Consider the following 14,514-nt stretch of genomic DNA (forward strand, 5'->3'; position numbering starts at 1 on the left):
CGGTCACGGCCCGCGCCGCCGGGATACAGGTGCGCGCCGCCACCGTGGGGTGACGGCGCGCAGCTGCCGATGTCCCGGAGACCGGGACGGTACAACTCAGGCCAGGTCGACCAGGACAACCTTCGAAGCGCCAACGGCCTCGGCGATCGAGGACTGCACCTCGGCCGGAACCTCGGCGTTGACGCGCAGCACCACGGTGGCACCCTCGGCGTCGACGTCCTGGCTCAGCTGCGCGGCCAGGATGTCGATCTCGGCCTCGCCCAGCTTGGTGCCGATCTTGCCCAGTGCGCCGGGCTTGTCGCTGTAGTTCAGCACGGCCAGGTTCAGGCCCTCGGCGCGCATGTCGTAGTTGCGGCCGTTGATGTTGACGATCTTCTCGACCTGCTGCGGTTCGGTCAGGGTTCCCGCCACGTTCAGCGTCGAACCGTCGCCGAACACGGCGCGCAGGTCGACGAGGCTGCGGTGGGTCGGGCTCTCGGTGGCGGTGGTGACCGAGGCGGTGATGCCACGCTCCTTGGCCAGCGACGGGGCGTTGACGAAGGTGACCTGGTCCTCGACCAGCGCCGAGAACACTCCGCGCAGCGCGGACAGTTCCAGCACGGCCACGTCCTGGGCGGCCAGCTCGCCGCGCACCTGCACCTCGATGCTGACCGGCAGCTCGTTGGCGATGGCGCCGAGCAGCGCGCCCTGCTTGCGCACGACGTCCAGCCACGGGGCGACCTCGTCGTTCACGGCACCACCGGTGACGTTCACGGCGCCGGGCACGAACTCACCGGCCAGCGCCAGCAGCACCGACTTGGCGACATCGGTGCCCGCGCGGTCCTGCGCTTCGGAGGTGGACGCGCCCAGGTGCGGGGTCACCACGACCTGGGGGAGGTCGAACAGCGGCGAGTCGGTGCACGGCTCGGTCTCGAACACGTCGAGGCCGGCGGCACGCACGTGGCCGGAGTTGATCGAGTCCGCGAGGGCCTGCTCGTCGATCAGGCCACCACGCGCGGCGTTGACGATGACGACGCCCGGCTTGGTCAGCGCGAGGCGCTCGGCGTTGAGCAGCCCCTTGGTCTCCGGGGTCTTGGGCAGGTGCACCGAGAGGAAGTCGGCACGCTGCAGCACCTCGTCCAGCGTCAGCAGCTCGATGCCGAGCTGGGCGGCCTTGGCCGGCGACACGTAGGGGTCATAGGCGACGATCTTGGTCTCGAACGCGGCCAGACGCGCGGCGAAGAGCTGGCCGATGCGGCCGAGGCCGATCACGCCGACGGTCTTGCCGAAGATCTCGACACCGTTGAACTTGCTGCGCTGCCAGGTCTTCTCACGCAGGGTCGCGTCGGCGGCGGGGATCTGGCGGGCGGCCGCGAGCAGCAGCGTGACGGCGTGCTCGGCGGCGGTGTGGATGTTGGAGGTCGGCGCGTTGACGACCATCACGCCACGCTCGGTGGCGGCGGGCACGTCGACATTGTCGAGGCCGACACCGGCGCGGGCGACGATCTGCAGCTTCTTGCCCGCGTCGAGGACCTCGGCGTCGACGGTGGTCGCCGAGCGCACGAGCAGCGCGTCGGCCTCGGGGACCGCGGCGAGCAGCGCCGGGCGGTCGGGGCCATCGACCCAGCGAACCTCGACACCGTCACCGAGCGCGTCGACGGTCGACTGGGCGAGCTTGTCGGCGATCAGAACAACAGGACGGCCTGCTTGGCTCACTGTGGGGTACTCCTGGGGAAGAAAGGGGGTCGGCAGTTACCGCCGACCAGAATAGTCGCCGGGGTTCGGGTGCCCTTACCCCCCTGCCGAAAACCGGGTGAACCCCGCGCACCGCGGCCTCTACCATCACGCCATGTTGTTGCGCACCGTCCCCGACTCGATGGATCCGGCCGTGGTGGCCGCCGTCGACGCCGAGCTCGACCGGGTGGCGGCCGAGCACGGCGTGACCATCCGCCTGGCCATCGAAAGTGGCAGCCGCGCTTGGGGTTTTCCCTCGCCGGACTCCGACTACGACTGCCGATTCGTCTATGTGGCGGGTCTGCAGATCTACCTGTCCCCGTGGCGCACCCGCGATGTGATCGAGACCCCGCTGGTCGGCTTGCTGGATGTGAACGGCTGGGATCTGGCCAAGGCGCTGCGCCTGCTGGTGCAGGGCAACGCGGTGCTCATCGAGTGGCTGATGTCACCCATCGTCTACCGCGGCGACGAAGCGTTTCGCACCCGGCTGCGGGAGGTGGCGGCCGAGGTGGCCGATCGGGACCGGGTCGCCCGGCACTACTTGCACCTGGGTGCCCGCCAGTGGGCACTGGCCGAGCGCACCGGCGGATTGAAGAAGGTGTTCTACGCGCTGCGCCCGGCGATGGCGCTGCGGTGGTTGCGTGAGCACCCGGGCGCGGCGGTGGCGCCGATGCACCTGCCCACGCTGCTGGCCGACTGCGCGCTGCCGGCCGATTTCGTGGCCTCGGTCACCGAGCTCACCGCGTTGAAGTCGCGGACGCGGGAGATGGGCAACGGGGCGGCGCCGAGGCCGATCGCCGACTTCATCACCGGCGAGTTCGGCACGGCGGCGCAGACTTTCGCCGGGCGTGCGCCACGTGACCTGACGACGGCCCGGGCGATCACCGACGAGTTCTTCCGTACCGAGGCACTCGCCGCGGGCTGAACGACCCCGACAACGCAGAAACTCCGCACCGGTCCGGTGCGGAGCTTCAACTCATACGCTGGTCAGCGCAGGAACTAGAGGACGCGAACGTCCTGTGCCTGCGGGCCCTTCTGGCCCTGACCGATCTCGAACTCCACACGCTGACCCTCGTCGAGGGAGCGGAAGCCTGAGCCGCTAACAGCCGAGTAGTGCACGAAGACGTCGGGTCCCCCGCCGTCCTGCGCGATGAAGCCGAAGCCCTTCTCGCTGTTGAACCACTTCACAATGCCCTGAGCCATTTCGAAAACCTTCTTGTAGACGAGCCAGGGTCCTAATGGTCCGGACCCGGTCTCGTTGTTCCACAATGCCATGATCTGACGAATTCCTCCACACTCGATGTCGTCGACTGTGAGGAACCCAACGTTCGTACCGTGCGAGCAGGTGTGGTCACTCGAGCGACCCGGCTCACGGCCGTCCGGGACACCTTTTCGATAAACCGGGTGCGGTAAATTTTCTACCAGCGAATTCGCCGACTTCCCATGGCAAACCAGCCCCATGATGGCCCGTTCTTGTCATACCCGGCTGAGACAATGGGTATTAGAAAACACCGGTACGAGCGAAGCTTCGCCAACTCAACAATCGCTTGTCGACCCTCGGCGCGGTCGCCTCGCTCGCGGCCACCGGTTTCGCGATATACGCGGTCTCCTGATCACACGACCCGTACGTGATGCGCTTCGGGACCACGCCGGGTCTCTCTGATCCCGAATTCGACCCGCTGCCCGTCACGCAGGGTGCGGAATCCACCGCCCACGACTTCGGTGTACTCCACGAATACGTCAGGGCCGCCGGAATCGGGAGTGATGAACCCGAATCCCTTGCCGCTGTCGAACCAGCTCACCACGCCGCCGGTCATCCACCGACCTTCCTGATCATCTGTCTGACATGCTGATTCGTCCATCGTCGCATGCCAGTGGCCACGACACGAAAGTCGCGCGTTCGCGCGTGCCGCTCGGTCACTCACCCGCTGGCTACGCTGAGCCATGGCCCGACCGATGACGCCGCGCCGCGCCGTCGAAACACTCACCGTTCTCGTCGCGACCTCGGTGGCGGTGCTCGCGATCATGCTGCCGATCAGCTTCGCCTCGCTGACCGCCGCTGTGCACGTCGACCTGCTGGTGTTCAACATTCCGCGGGCGATGACCGGGGCTGCTTTCGTCGCGGCGATCACCGCCGCGGTCACCCTGGCCGTCGGCAGCATCAGAACCGCCCGCTGGACGGCGCTGTTCGCGCTCGCCGGGATCCTCGTCAATCACCTCGCCCTGGTCCGCGACGGCGGCGACGGACAACTCCACACCCTCTCCCTGCCCACCCTGAACTTCATCGATGCCCTGCTCGCGGGGATCGCCTTCGGTGCCATCGCGGTCGCGGTATGGCGCGAACCGCTGCTGCGGGCGGTCCATCTGTTCGCGGCGATCGGCGCGACCATCATCGGCGACCTCACCCAGGCCCCCACCGACGCGAGCGCGGACGGCTTCGACAGAGTTCTCGGCGGCGCGCTGCCGCTGTGGTTCCTCGCCGCCAGCGTGCTCGCGCTCGGTTGCCTCGCGATCACCGACACCCCGGCACCGCGGGTGCCGGTCGACACCGCGATCCCCCTCGCCCCGATCTTCGCCGCCGTCGTCGCCTTCTCGACCATCATCGCCACCTCCCAGGCGTTGGCGGCGCACAAGACCAGCAGCCTCCATCTGATCGTCGGCGCGATGGTGGTGGTCGCGGCGGCGACCGCGGCCGCGGCGATCCTGCCTGGTCGCGACGGCATCCTGGTGTTGTTGATGACCGGTTTCGCCGTCGCGGGCAGCCTGGTCATCACGGTGCCGCGGTCGGGTTGGGTCGATGTCGTCACGCTCGTCGCCGTCGCGGTCGGCCTGTTGTCCGGGCTGCGTGCGCCGCGACCGCTGGTCGCGGCGGTGAGCGTGGTCGCGCTGGCCGTTCTCACGCTCATCGCCGATCTGTTCGCCCCTCCGGCCGCGGTCGCGGTCACCGTCGGCTGCCTCGCGCTGGGCTTGGTCAGTGGCTATTGCGTCGGCGCGGCTGTCCCGGAGAGTCCCGCGTCGGCGACCGTGGGCCTGGCGATTCTGTTCGTGCCGTCGATCGGTGTCGCGCTCAGTGACAGCGAGTTCGGCCACCTCGCCTACTCGTCGTCCTGGTATCGCACCGTCGAGGTCGATCGCGGACCTGTCCCCGCGATGGTCGCGGTGGGCATGGCCCTCGGTTGCGCGGTCGCGATCGCGGCGCTGCTGCACTACCGTTCCCCTTCCGAGAAGGTATCGGAGTAGCCGGATATCGCCTGTCGCAGCTCTTTTCGGGGTATACCGGGTGCATGAGTTTCCCGGTGACCTTCGGGTTCGCCCAAGTAGGCCTGCTCGCGATGATCGTGCTCGCCCTCGGCCTCATCGGCTGGGCCGTGCTGGCGACCACCCGTCGTCGCGGTCCGAAAGCGATACTGGGACGCGGCGTTCCCGGCCTCGCCCTGCTGCTGGTCGCCGTTCTCCTGCTCTGGATCGCGACCCTGCTACAGACTTATCTCGGCCTCAGCGGCGAGATCAAAGCCGCCCATGTGATCGCGAAACCCGTTGCGGGACAGCAACACCAACTCGACCTCGAACTCACCCTCTACGACGAGGGCAGCGAACGCCGCTCCACCCACCGCGTCGAGGGCGACCTGTGGGCGCTGCAGGCCAACATCGTCGAACTGCACCCCTGGGTCAACGCGATGGGATTCCATTCCGGCTACAAGATCACCCGCCTGTTCGGCCAGCGCATCGACGGCAAGGCAACCACCCAGGATCATGTCCTGCTCAACGGCGGTGACCGCGACTTCTTCGAGGACATGAACGACGGGGCCTGGTTCACCTCCCCTTTCGTCAAGTCCGCCTACGGCAATGCCGTCATCGCGACCCCCGGCGAATACGACGTCTACATCTCCCACGACGCCATCAAGGTCCGGCAGACCAACTGACACCCAGCCCGATCACTCCGCTCGAACCGGTCGCAGAATCCGCAGTGCGGCCCGCTCGATACGATCGGCGATCTCGGAGTACGACTCGTAGCCCATACCCGCACGCACCAGCGCACCGGCGTAGATCATCTCGAGCCATTCGATGACCTCGGTGTCGGCGTCCGGGCCCAGCGCCCGCGCGATCCGGCCGCGGATCTCGATCCCGATGCGGGTGCGCAAATGCTCCACGTCGGGGTCCGGCCCGAGCAGCGCGCCGGTGACCGCACCGGAGAGCGCCTGCTCGTCGGCCACCAGCAGGGCGATGTTGCGCAGTTCGGCCAAAACCCGCACGGTCGGGTCGGGATCGTCGCTGGCCGGCGAGGGCGAGGCCAGCAGGCGACGCCAGAAGATCTCGGCGACCAGGTGCTCTTTGGAGGAAAAATACGTGTAGGCGGTCGCGGTGGCCACGCCCGCCTCCGCGGCGACCAGCCGGATCGTCATGCCGGAAAAGCCGTCTCGGGCCAGCACGAGCAGCGCGGCCCTGGTCAACCGATCGACCGTGTCGGCCTGCTTGCCGGTCAATCGACGCCGGGTCGCTTCGAGACTGATGGACTCGCTTTCAGACATGCGTCCGAATGTTACTCGGCGGTCCCGCGCTGTCGGTCGTCCCCACGTCGCGCGGCTTTGCGCTCCTGCGCGATCACCTTGCCGACGGTGCCGTCGAGCTTGGTCCCCGCGGGCCAGCCGACGTAGTGGCACAGGAACAGCGCGATCTCGCGCAACTGTTCCTCGGACAGCTCACCGTTGCGCAACGCGGCGCCGATCTGGATCTCGGCGACATCGAGATTGCCCTGCGCGGTGAGGGCACCGAGCAGCAGCAACCGTCGTTCGCGCACAGTCAACGCGGGCCGTGACCAGATGTCGGCGAAGAGGTGGTCGGCGGTGACGGCGAAATGGTCACCCGGACCGTCAGCGAAATCCCACCCGTAGACCTCGCTCATCTTGGCCAAGCCACGCTGGCGGGTGCCGGCGGGTGTGTCTGCGTTGGTGGTCATGACGTCTCCTTGTCGAGCGCGGATTCGGCGACGCCGAGCCCGTCGGCCAGTCGAGTGAGGGCGAGCTGGGCCAGTGGCAGCTCGATGCCGAGCCGGTCACCGAGTTCGAGCGCGAGCGCGAGGTCCTTCTCGCCGAGATCGCGGACGTGACCGAGGATCGGGAACCAGAAATCGTCCGGGTCGATCGGCGCGGTGGTCTCGCGCAACATGATCGCGCCGGGTCCGCCGGTGACGGCGTCGGAGTGCCGGACCACCTTGCCGAGGTCGGCGAGACCGATCCCGGCGGCCTCGGCCAGGCGCTGCGCCTCGGCGGCCGCGGTGAAGGAGATGAAGTGGAGCAGGTTGCGCGCCAGCTTCATTCGCGTGCCGGCCCCGACCGGGCCGGCGTGCACGATGAGGTCGGCGAAGCAGCCGAAGGGGCCGCTGAGCTCATCGACCGCGGCGGCGCTGCCGCCGATCATCACCGCCAGGCTGCCGCGCATCGCGCCCGGCGCACCACCGCTGACGGGTGCGTCGACGAACTCGACGTCGCGCTCGGCGCACCGGGCGGCCAGCTCCCGCGCCGTCCGGTCGCCGATGGTGGAGTGCACGGCCACCACGGTGCCCGGCGCCGCGGTGCGCAGGATACCGGCCGGGCCGGTGAGCACCTCGGTCACCTGCGCGTCGTCGACGACGGTCACGCAGATGATCCGCGCGTGCGTCGCGACCTGCGCCGGATCGAGGACCGAACGCGCACCCGCCGCGACGAACGGTTCGGTGACCTCGGCCCGGACATCGCAGACCGTGAGCCCGCCCGGCCAGTCCAGCAGCCGTCGCGCGATCGGCGCGCCCATCTTGCCCAGTCCGATGAATCCGACCGGGGCGCTGGCGGATTCGGTCGTCATCGGATGATCTGCCCGCCGTCGACATTGAGGATCTGTCCGGTGACCCAGCTCGCCTCGTCGGAGAGCAGATACAGGCAGGCGCCGACCAGGTCCTGCGGGGTGCCCATCCGCTTGATCGGAATGCGGGACACCATGTCCTTCACCATGTTTCCAGGCGTGACGGTCTGGGTGGCCTCGGTGTCGATGGGGCCGGGCGCGATGGCGTTCACCCTGATCCGCGAACCGCCGAGTTCGGTGGCGAGTTGCTGGGTGAGGCCGTTGATGCCGACCTTGGCCAACCCGTAGAAGCCCGAATACAGCCAGGCGGCGGTCGACGACTGGTTGACGATCGAGCCGCCACCCGCCGCGACCATCGGCTTCCACACCGCGCGCGTCACATTCAGCGCGCCGTCGAAATTCACGCCCATGAACTTCTTGTAGTAATCCCAGGGCACGGTCAGCAGCAGATCCAGCTTCATCTCGCCGTAGATGGCCGCGTTGTTGACCAGGTGGTTGATCGCGCCGAACTCGGCGACGGTGAATTCCGAGAGGGCGACGGCGGATTCGGGGTCGGCGACATCGACGCGCCGGAATGCCGCCACGCCGCCGTCGGCGACGATCTGCTTGGCCACCTCCTCGCCGCGCTCGACATTGAGATCGGCGACGACGACATTGGCGCCCTCGGCGGCCAGCGCGGTGGCGTAGACCGCGCCGATGCCCTGTGCCGCGCCGGTGACGATCGCGGTGCGACCGGTGAAACGTGCCATGGTGTTTCAGCTCCTGTGAATGGTTCGTGCGGTCAGGCGGGGGTGGCGATCAACTTGGTCTCGAGGTATTCCTCGAAACCGGCGACGCCCATCTCGCGGCCGATGCCGGACTGCTTGTAGCCGCCGAACGGCGCGTCGGCGTGGTACCAGAGCCCGCCGTTGACGCTCAACGTCCCGGTCCGCACGCCCGCGACCACCCGCTCGATCCGGTCCGGATCGGTGCCCCAGACCGAGCCCGACAGGCCGTAGGGCGATGCGTTGGCCAGCCGGATCGCGTCGTCGTCGCCGTCGTGGGCGATCACGACGAGCACCGGACCGAAGATCTCCTCCTGCGCGACGGTCGCGGTGTTGTCGAGCCCGCTGATCAGCGTCGGTTCGATGAAGAACCCGCGCTCGCGATCCGCCGGCCTGCCGCCACCGACCTCGATCCGCCCGCCCTCGTCGCGCGCGATCTCGAGATAGCGCTCCACCCGCGCCCGCTGACGCTCGGAGATCAGTGGCCCGCAGACCGTTCCGGCCTGGGCGGGATCACCGGCCGCGAGCCCGCGCAACGTACCGGCCGCCGCGGTGACCGCCGCGTCATAGGACTCGCGGGGCACCAGCAGTCGGGTGGTGAGTGCACAGCCCTGGCCCGCGTGGACGGCGACCGTGAACGCGGTATAGGCGGCCGCCGCCGCGATGTCGGCATCGTCGAGCACGATGGCGGCGGATTTGCCGCCCAGTTCGAGGAAGGTCCGTTTGAGGGTGGCCGAGGCGTCGACCAGCACCGAGCGACCGGTCCGGGTGGAGCCGGTGAAGGTGATCATGTCGACCCGCGGATCCTGGACGAGCTGGGCGCCGAGGCCGTGGTCGGACGAGGTGACGATGTTGATCACGCCCGCCGGGAAGTCGGTGTGCTCGGCGATGAGCGGCCCGAGTACCGCCGCGCACCACGGAGTGTCCGGGGCGGGCTTGAGCACCACGGTGTTGCCCGCGGCCAGCGCGGGACCGAGCTTGGCCAGGTTGATCTGGTGCGGGAAGTTCCACGGCGTGATGGCGCCGACGACACCGACGGCTTCGCGGCGGATCACCCGATGGCTGGCGACGCCCATCAGGTCCCTGGTACCGAGATCGGTTTCCCAGGTGTAGTTCTCGGCCAGGTCGGCGGCATAGGACAGATCGGCGATCGGCCCTTCGAGCTGCGGGCCGCTGGTCAGCATCAGCGGCGCGCCGGCCTCGGCGATCGTGATCGCGCGCAAGTCTTCGAGGTGTTCGCCCAGCACGTCACGCAATTGGCGCAGACAGCGCGCCCGCAGTGCCGGATCGCGCGACCACTCGGTCTCGTCGAACGCGGTGCGGGCCGCGGCGATGGCGGCGGCCATGTCGGCCGCCGAGGCGTCGGCGGCGTAGCCGAGCACCTCCTCGGTCGCGGGATTGATGGTGGCGAAGACACCGGAACCACCCGGAATCAGCTTGCCGCCGATCAACAGTGGCGTGCCTTCGGCGGGGACGAGGCCGTTCATAGCGCAGCTCCGATATGTGTCTGGACAGGTGTACGGAATATAGTTCGGTTCACCGACCAGACGCAAGGCCATGTCGCCCACCTACTGCGTCTCAACCTGGAGTAGCATCCAGACACATGTCCGAACTCGCACCCACCGGCATCGAAGCAACGCGGCGACGCTTGACCGAGAAGCAGGCCGACACCGTCGACCGCCTGACCGTCGCGGCAGTCGAGGTGCTCGCACGCGAGGGCTATTCGGGCACCACGATCCGGCTCGTCGCCGCCTCGGCGGGGGTCGGCACCGCCACCGCCTACACCTACTTCTCGTCCAAGGAGCACTTGATCTCCGAGGTGTTCTGGCGGCGACTCGTCGCCCTGGCGCCCATGGAGCCGGGCGAAGCCGACGCGACCACCCGGGTGGTCGCGGTCCTTCGACAAGTCTCGATGCTGGTGGCCGACGAACCCGCACTCGCCGGGGCGGTCAGCAGCGCCCTGCTCGGCGACGATCCCGACGTGCGCCATCTCCGCGTGCGCATCGGCCGGGAGATCCGCCGTCGACTCGGCGAAGCGCTCGGCGCCAAGGATCCCGAACGCCTTGCCGCACTGGAACTGCTGTACTCCGGCGCACTCTTGCAGGGCGGCATGGGTTTGCTGTCGTACGCGCAGGTCGCGGACCTGCTCGACATGTGCGCCCGGCGATTGATGGCCGAACCCGCCACCGACTGCTGACGCGCCGAACGGCCCGCGCCCGCCGAATCAGCAGCCTTGTCGCGCCAGATCAGCCGTAGTACTGTCTAGACACCTGTCCATAATATGTCTGGACGGCATTCCGGGAAGGACTTCCACATGACGCTGGTCAAACCACGGCGCGTATCCGGAGGCGAAGACGACCACGGGCACCTGGCCGAGTTCCGCACCGACCCGATCGCGCTGATGCGGCGGGTTCGCGCCGAATGCGGCGATGTCGGGACCTTCGACCTCGCCGGACGGAACGTGGTCCTGCTCTCCGGCGCCGAGGCCAACGAGTTCTTCTTCCGGGCTGGAGACGAGGATCTGGACCAGGGCGCCGCCTATCCGTTCATGAAGCCGATCTTCGGCGAGGGCGTCGTCTTCGACGCACCGCCCGAACGCCGCAAGGAGATGCTGCACAATCAGGCACTGCGTGCCGACCACATGCGCGGGCACGCGGGAACCATTGCGGCCGAGGTGGATCGGATGGTCGCGAGCTGGGACGACGAGGGTGAGATCGACTTGCTCGAGTTCTTCGCCGAGCTGACCATCTACACCTCGTCGGCGTGTCTGATCGGGGTGAAGTTCCGCAATCAGCTCGACGGGCGCTTCGCGCATCTCTATCACGAGCTCGAGCAGGGCACCGATGCCTTGGCCTACGTCGATCCGTACGCGCCGATCGAGAGTTTCACCCGGCGCGACGCGGCGCGGGTCGCCCTGGTCGAGCTGGTACAGGCGATCATGGATCAGCGGCAGGCGAACCCGCCGAGCGGCAAGGACGATCGCGACATGCTCGATGTCCTCGTCTCGGTGAAAGACGAGAGCGGGGCGTTGCGGTTCTCGGCGAGTGAGATCACCGGCATCTTCATCTCGATGATGTTCGCCGGCCACCACACCACCTCGGGGACGGCGGCCTGGACCATCATCGAACTGCTGCGCCACCCGGCGACGCTGGCCGAGGTGGTCACCGAGCTCGACACGCTCTACGCCGACGGTGCCGACGTCAGCCATCACGCGCTGCGCCAGATTCCGAATCTGGAAGCCGCGCTCAAGGAGACACTGCGGCTGCATCCGCCGCTGATCATCCTGATGCGCCTGGCCCGCGCGGAGTTCGAGGTGTGCGGGCACCGGATCGCACCGGGCGACATGGTGGCCGCCACCCCCGCGGTCTCCAACCGGATTCCGGAAGACTTCCCCGACCCGGACACCTTCGATCCCGCGCGCTACCTCGACCCGCGCCAGGACGACATCCTCAACCGCTGGACCTGGATCCCCTTCGGCGCGGGCAGGCACCGCTGCGTCGGCGCGCCGTTCGCGCTCATGCAACTCAAGGCGATCTTCTCGATCCTGCTGCGGGACTGGGAGTTCGAACTCGCCCAGCCCTCCGACACCTACCGCAACGATCATTCGAAGATGGTGGTGCAGCTCGAGCAGCCCTGTCGCGTGCGCTACCGCCGCAGGCAGCGCTGAGCGCGGCCGGAGGACATCGTGGCCACGCCGTCGCTCCCCACCGGATTCGACTTCACCGACCCGGCACTGTGGGAATCCCGCAACCCCGTCCAGGAATTCGCCGAGCTGCGCCGCACCGCTCCGGTGTGGTGGAACGCCCAAACCGACCCGCAGTCGGGGGGCTTCCGCGACGGTGGCTACTGGGTGATCACCAAACACGAGGACATCAAGACTGTTTCGCGGAATCCGGAGCTGTTCTCGTCGGAACGCAAGGGTTCGGTCATCCGGTTGCCCGGCGAGGTGACGCCCGAACAGATCGAACTCACCGGCGCCCTGCTGTTGAACATGGACCCGCCCAAGCACACCAAGATCCGCCGCATCATCGCCAAGGGGTTCACCCCGCGTGCGGTCGAGGGGTTGCGCGCGGCACTGGCCGAGCGCGCGGCGGCCATCGTGCACGCGGCACGCGCGACCGGGGGCGGCGACTTCGTCGAACAGGTGGCCTGCGAGCTGCCGCTGCAGGCCATCGCCGAACTCATCGGGGTTCCCCAGCAGGATCGCCGCAAGCTGTTCGACTGGTCGAACCAGATGCTGAACTACGACGACCCGGAGTACGGCGACGCGACAACCACCGACGCCTCGTCCACCGCGGCGATGGAAATCCTGGGCTACGCCTGGAACATGGCCGAGCAACGACGCGTCGACCCGGCCGACGACATCGTCAGCAGGCTCGTGCACGCCGACCTCGACGGGGAGGCACTCGGCTCCGACGAGTTCGGGTTCTTCGTCATCCTGCTGGCGGTGGCCGGCAACGAGACCACCCGCAATGCCATCACCCACGGAATGAAGGCGTTCGTCGACCATCCCGATCAGTGGGAGCTCTACAAACAGCAGCGCCCACGTACCGCACCCGACGAGATCGTGCGCTGGGCGACCCCGGTGACGGCGTTCCAACGCACCGCCACCGCCGACACCGAGCTCGGCGGACAACTCATCCGCGCCGGTGACCGTGTCGGATTGTTCTACAGCTCGGCCAATTTCGACGAGGACGCCTTCGAGGACCCGTTCCGCTTCGACATCACCCGCGACCCGAATCCGCATCTGGGCTTCGGCGGCACCGGCGCGCACTTCTGTGTCGGCGCGAACCTGGCCCGGCTCGAGATCGAGCTGATCTTCGACGCCATCGCCGAGGCGATGCCGGACCTGTCCCAGGTGTCGGAGCCGCAGCGTCTGCGGTCGGGATGGATCAACGGCATCAAACACTGGCAGGTCAGGTTCGAGTCGGGAACTGTGTACTGATGCGGATCGCACTGTTGTCCTATCGGAGCAAGGCGCACTGTGGCGGGCAGGGTGTCTACGTCCGCTACCTGAGCCAGGGCCTCGTCGAGCTGGGCCACCGGGTGGAGGTGTTCTCCGGCCAGCCCTATCCCGAGGATCTCGATCCGCGGGTAGCGCTCACCGAGGTGCCGAGTCTGGACCTCTATCGCGACGAAGACCCGTTCCGCACGCCGCACCCTCGGGAGATCCGTGATCGCATCGATCTGCTCGAGCTGGCCACCATGTGGACGGCCGGTTTCCCCGAACCCCGTACGTTCAGCCTGCGCGCCGCCAAGCTGCTGTCGGCGCGCGCACAGGATTTCGACGTCGTGCACGACAACCAGTGCCTCGGCCACGGTCTGCTCGACATCGCCGCACGGCTGCCCCTGGTGGCGACCGTCCACCATCCGATCACCCGCGACCGCGCGGTGGATCTGGCGGCGGCGCCGTGGCGGCGCAAGCTGTTCGTGCGGCGGTGGTACGGATTTCTCGGCATGCAACAGCGGGTGGCGCAGCGTATTCCGGACCTGATCACGGTCTCCTCGTCGTCGGCCGCCGATATCGCGGCCGACTTCGCGGTGACGCCGCAGCAGTTGCACACCGTCCCGCTCGGCGTGGACACCACCCTGTTCCGACCGCGCGAGACGCCACGGGTCCGTGGCCGGATCGTCGCGGTCGCCAGCGCCGACAAACCACTCAAGGGCATCGCGCATCTGCTGAAAGCCGTCGCCCGGCTGCGCCCCACCCACGAGGTCGAGCTGCGGCTGGTCGCCAAGCTGGAACCGAACGGCCCGACCGAGAAGCTGATCGCCGAACTCGGCATCGCCGACATCGTCACCCCGGTCAGCGGGGTGAGCGACGAGCAACTGGCCGAACTGCTGGCCTCGGCCGAGCTCGCCTGCATTCCGTCGATGTACGAGGGGTTCTCGCTGCCCGCCGTCGAGGCCATGGCCAGCGGCACACCGCTGGTCGCCAGCCGGGCCGGTGCGCTGCCCGAGGTCGTCGGCGAGTGCGCGGCACTGGTCGAGCCGGGCGATGTGGACGCGCTGACCCGCGTGCTCGGCGAGCTGCTCACCGACTCCGATCGGCGCGACCGGATGGGCGCGGCCGGTCGCGAGCGCGTCCTGGCGCTGTTCAGCTGGGCGGCGGTCGCCGCGCGAACCGTCGAGGTCTACCAACGGGCGATCGCCCGCCGCTCCCCCGCACCACCGGGCACCACCCGATGACGACATCATC

The 14,514-nt window shown here is 68.3% G+C and carries 15 protein-coding genes; 7 read left to right on the forward strand and 8 right to left on the reverse strand.

The window, feature by feature from the left end; genetic code table 11:
* Positions 1-96 precede the first annotated feature (96 nt).
* Positions 97-1,695 carry a phosphoglycerate dehydrogenase gene (serA, locus tag BOX37_RS22240; protein WP_071929330.1) on the reverse strand — a complete coding sequence of 533 codons (1,599 nt, stop codon included), beginning with the start codon at positions 1,693-1,695 and terminating at the stop codon, positions 97-99.
* A gap of 133 nt (positions 1,696-1,828) precedes the next feature.
* Here serA and BOX37_RS22245 point away from each other — a divergent pair, with 133 nt between their 5' ends.
* Complete coding sequence (locus BOX37_RS22245) at positions 1,829-2,638, forward strand: nucleotidyltransferase domain-containing protein (protein ID WP_071931781.1); 810 nt, start codon at positions 1,829-1,831, stop codon at positions 2,636-2,638.
* 74 nt (positions 2,639-2,712) lie between these two features.
* On the opposite strand, the gene BOX37_RS22250 is transcribed toward BOX37_RS22245, so the two are convergent.
* On the reverse strand, positions 2,713-2,916 hold the full coding sequence (locus tag BOX37_RS22250) for a cold-shock protein (protein WP_014987157.1): 204 nt from the start codon (positions 2,914-2,916) through the stop codon (positions 2,713-2,715).
* A gap of 410 nt (positions 2,917-3,326) precedes the next feature.
* Complete coding sequence (locus BOX37_RS22255) at positions 3,327-3,530, reverse strand: cold-shock protein (protein ID WP_071929331.1); 204 nt, start codon at positions 3,528-3,530, stop codon at positions 3,327-3,329.
* Positions 3,531-3,657: 127 nt separating this feature from the next.
* On the opposite strand from BOX37_RS22255, the gene BOX37_RS22260 reads away from it, so the two are divergent.
* Both BOX37_RS22260 and BOX37_RS22265 read left to right on the forward strand, forming a co-directional pair.
* Positions 3,658-4,953 carry a hypothetical protein gene (locus BOX37_RS22260; RefSeq protein WP_071929332.1) on the forward strand — a complete coding sequence of 432 codons (1,296 nt, stop codon included), beginning with the start codon at positions 3,658-3,660 and terminating at the stop codon, positions 4,951-4,953.
* A gap of 44 nt (positions 4,954-4,997) precedes the next feature.
* Positions 4,998-5,636: a hypothetical protein gene (locus BOX37_RS22265; RefSeq protein ID WP_071929333.1), complete on the forward strand. Its 639-nt coding sequence runs from the start codon at positions 4,998-5,000 to the stop codon at positions 5,634-5,636.
* A 12-nt stretch (positions 5,637-5,648) separates the two neighbouring features.
* On the opposite strand, the gene BOX37_RS22270 is transcribed toward BOX37_RS22265, so the two are convergent.
* Genes BOX37_RS22270 through BOX37_RS22290 form a run of 5 tightly spaced genes read right to left on the reverse strand, consistent with a single transcriptional unit; the run spans position 5,649 to position 9,802 of the window.
* Complete coding sequence (locus BOX37_RS22270) at positions 5,649-6,242, reverse strand: TetR/AcrR family transcriptional regulator (protein WP_071929334.1); 594 nt, start codon at positions 6,240-6,242, stop codon at positions 5,649-5,651.
* A gap of 11 nt (positions 6,243-6,253) precedes the next feature.
* Positions 6,254-6,670: a carboxymuconolactone decarboxylase family protein gene (locus tag BOX37_RS22275; RefSeq protein ID WP_071929335.1), complete on the reverse strand. Its 417-nt coding sequence runs from the start codon at positions 6,668-6,670 to the stop codon at positions 6,254-6,256.
* The gene (locus tag BOX37_RS22280; RefSeq protein ID WP_071929336.1) at positions 6,667-7,554 is read right to left on the reverse strand and encodes an NAD(P)-dependent oxidoreductase; all 888 of its coding nucleotides are present in this window, start codon (positions 7,552-7,554) and stop codon (positions 6,667-6,669) included. Before BOX37_RS22280 ends, BOX37_RS22275 begins: the two co-directional genes overlap by 4 nt.
* Positions 7,551-8,300, reverse strand: a complete 750-nt coding sequence (locus tag BOX37_RS22285; RefSeq protein WP_071929337.1) for an SDR family oxidoreductase — start codon at positions 8,298-8,300, stop codon at positions 7,551-7,553. Before BOX37_RS22285 ends, BOX37_RS22280 begins: the two co-directional genes overlap by 4 nt.
* A 32-nt stretch (positions 8,301-8,332) precedes the next feature.
* The gene (locus tag BOX37_RS22290; protein ID WP_071929338.1) at positions 8,333-9,802 is read right to left on the reverse strand and encodes an aldehyde dehydrogenase; all 1,470 of its coding nucleotides are present in this window, start codon (positions 9,800-9,802) and stop codon (positions 8,333-8,335) included.
* A gap of 116 nt (positions 9,803-9,918) precedes the next feature.
* On the opposite strand from BOX37_RS22290, the gene BOX37_RS22295 reads away from it, so the two are divergent.
* From BOX37_RS22295 to BOX37_RS22310, 4 genes are all read left to right on the forward strand, one after another.
* The gene (locus BOX37_RS22295) at positions 9,919-10,512 is read left to right on the forward strand and encodes a TetR/AcrR family transcriptional regulator (RefSeq protein WP_071929339.1); all 594 of its coding nucleotides are present in this window, start codon (positions 9,919-9,921) and stop codon (positions 10,510-10,512) included.
* A gap of 117 nt (positions 10,513-10,629) precedes the next feature.
* Entirely contained in the window at positions 10,630-11,982 is a 1,353-nt protein-coding gene (locus tag BOX37_RS22300) for a cytochrome P450 (RefSeq protein ID WP_071929340.1), read from the forward strand.
* Between the two features lie 18 nt (positions 11,983-12,000).
* Entirely contained in the window at positions 12,001-13,260 is a 1,260-nt protein-coding gene (locus BOX37_RS22305; protein WP_071929341.1) for a cytochrome P450, read from the forward strand.
* Positions 13,260-14,504, forward strand: coding sequence for a glycosyltransferase family 4 protein (locus tag BOX37_RS22310; RefSeq protein WP_071929342.1), 1,245 nt, complete (start codon positions 13,260-13,262; stop codon positions 14,502-14,504). Before BOX37_RS22305 ends, BOX37_RS22310 begins: the two co-directional genes overlap by 1 nt.
* The last annotated feature ends 10 nt before the right edge of the window (positions 14,505-14,514 follow it).

Source organism: Nocardia mangyaensis, assembly GCF_001886715.1.
Classification (GTDB): Bacteria; Actinomycetota; Actinomycetes; order Mycobacteriales; family Mycobacteriaceae; genus Nocardia; species Nocardia mangyaensis.

Excerpts from the sequence above, each read along its gene's own strand:
- BOX37_RS22245 (WP_071931781.1), top strand. The coding sequence starts at position 1,829 with ATGTTGTTGCGCACCGTCCCCGACTCGATGGATCCGGCCGTGGTGGCC.
- BOX37_RS22250 (WP_014987157.1), bottom strand. The coding sequence starts at position 2,916 with ATGGCTCAGGGCATTGTGAAGTGGTTCAACAGCGAGAAGGGCTTCGGC.
- BOX37_RS22255 (WP_071929331.1), bottom strand. The coding sequence starts at position 3,530 with ATGACCGGCGGCGTGGTGAGCTGGTTCGACAGCGGCAAGGGATTCGGG.
- BOX37_RS22260 (WP_071929332.1), top strand. The coding sequence starts at position 3,658 with ATGGCCCGACCGATGACGCCGCGCCGCGCCGTCGAAACACTCACCGTT.
- BOX37_RS22265 (WP_071929333.1), top strand. The coding sequence starts at position 4,998 with ATGAGTTTCCCGGTGACCTTCGGGTTCGCCCAAGTAGGCCTGCTCGCG.
- BOX37_RS22270 (WP_071929334.1), bottom strand. The coding sequence starts at position 6,242 with ATGTCTGAAAGCGAGTCCATCAGTCTCGAAGCGACCCGGCGTCGATTG.
- BOX37_RS22275 (WP_071929335.1), bottom strand. The coding sequence starts at position 6,670 with ATGACCACCAACGCAGACACACCCGCCGGCACCCGCCAGCGTGGCTTG.
- BOX37_RS22280 (WP_071929336.1), bottom strand. The coding sequence starts at position 7,554 with ATGACGACCGAATCCGCCAGCGCCCCGGTCGGATTCATCGGACTGGGC.
- BOX37_RS22285 (WP_071929337.1), bottom strand. The coding sequence starts at position 8,300 with ATGGCACGTTTCACCGGTCGCACCGCGATCGTCACCGGCGCGGCACAG.
- BOX37_RS22290 (WP_071929338.1), bottom strand. The coding sequence starts at position 9,802 with ATGAACGGCCTCGTCCCCGCCGAAGGCACGCCACTGTTGATCGGCGGC.
- BOX37_RS22295 (WP_071929339.1), top strand. The coding sequence starts at position 9,919 with ATGTCCGAACTCGCACCCACCGGCATCGAAGCAACGCGGCGACGCTTG.
- BOX37_RS22300 (WP_071929340.1), top strand. The coding sequence starts at position 10,630 with ATGACGCTGGTCAAACCACGGCGCGTATCCGGAGGCGAAGACGACCAC.
- BOX37_RS22310 (WP_071929342.1), top strand. The coding sequence starts at position 13,260 with ATGCGGATCGCACTGTTGTCCTATCGGAGCAAGGCGCACTGTGGCGGG.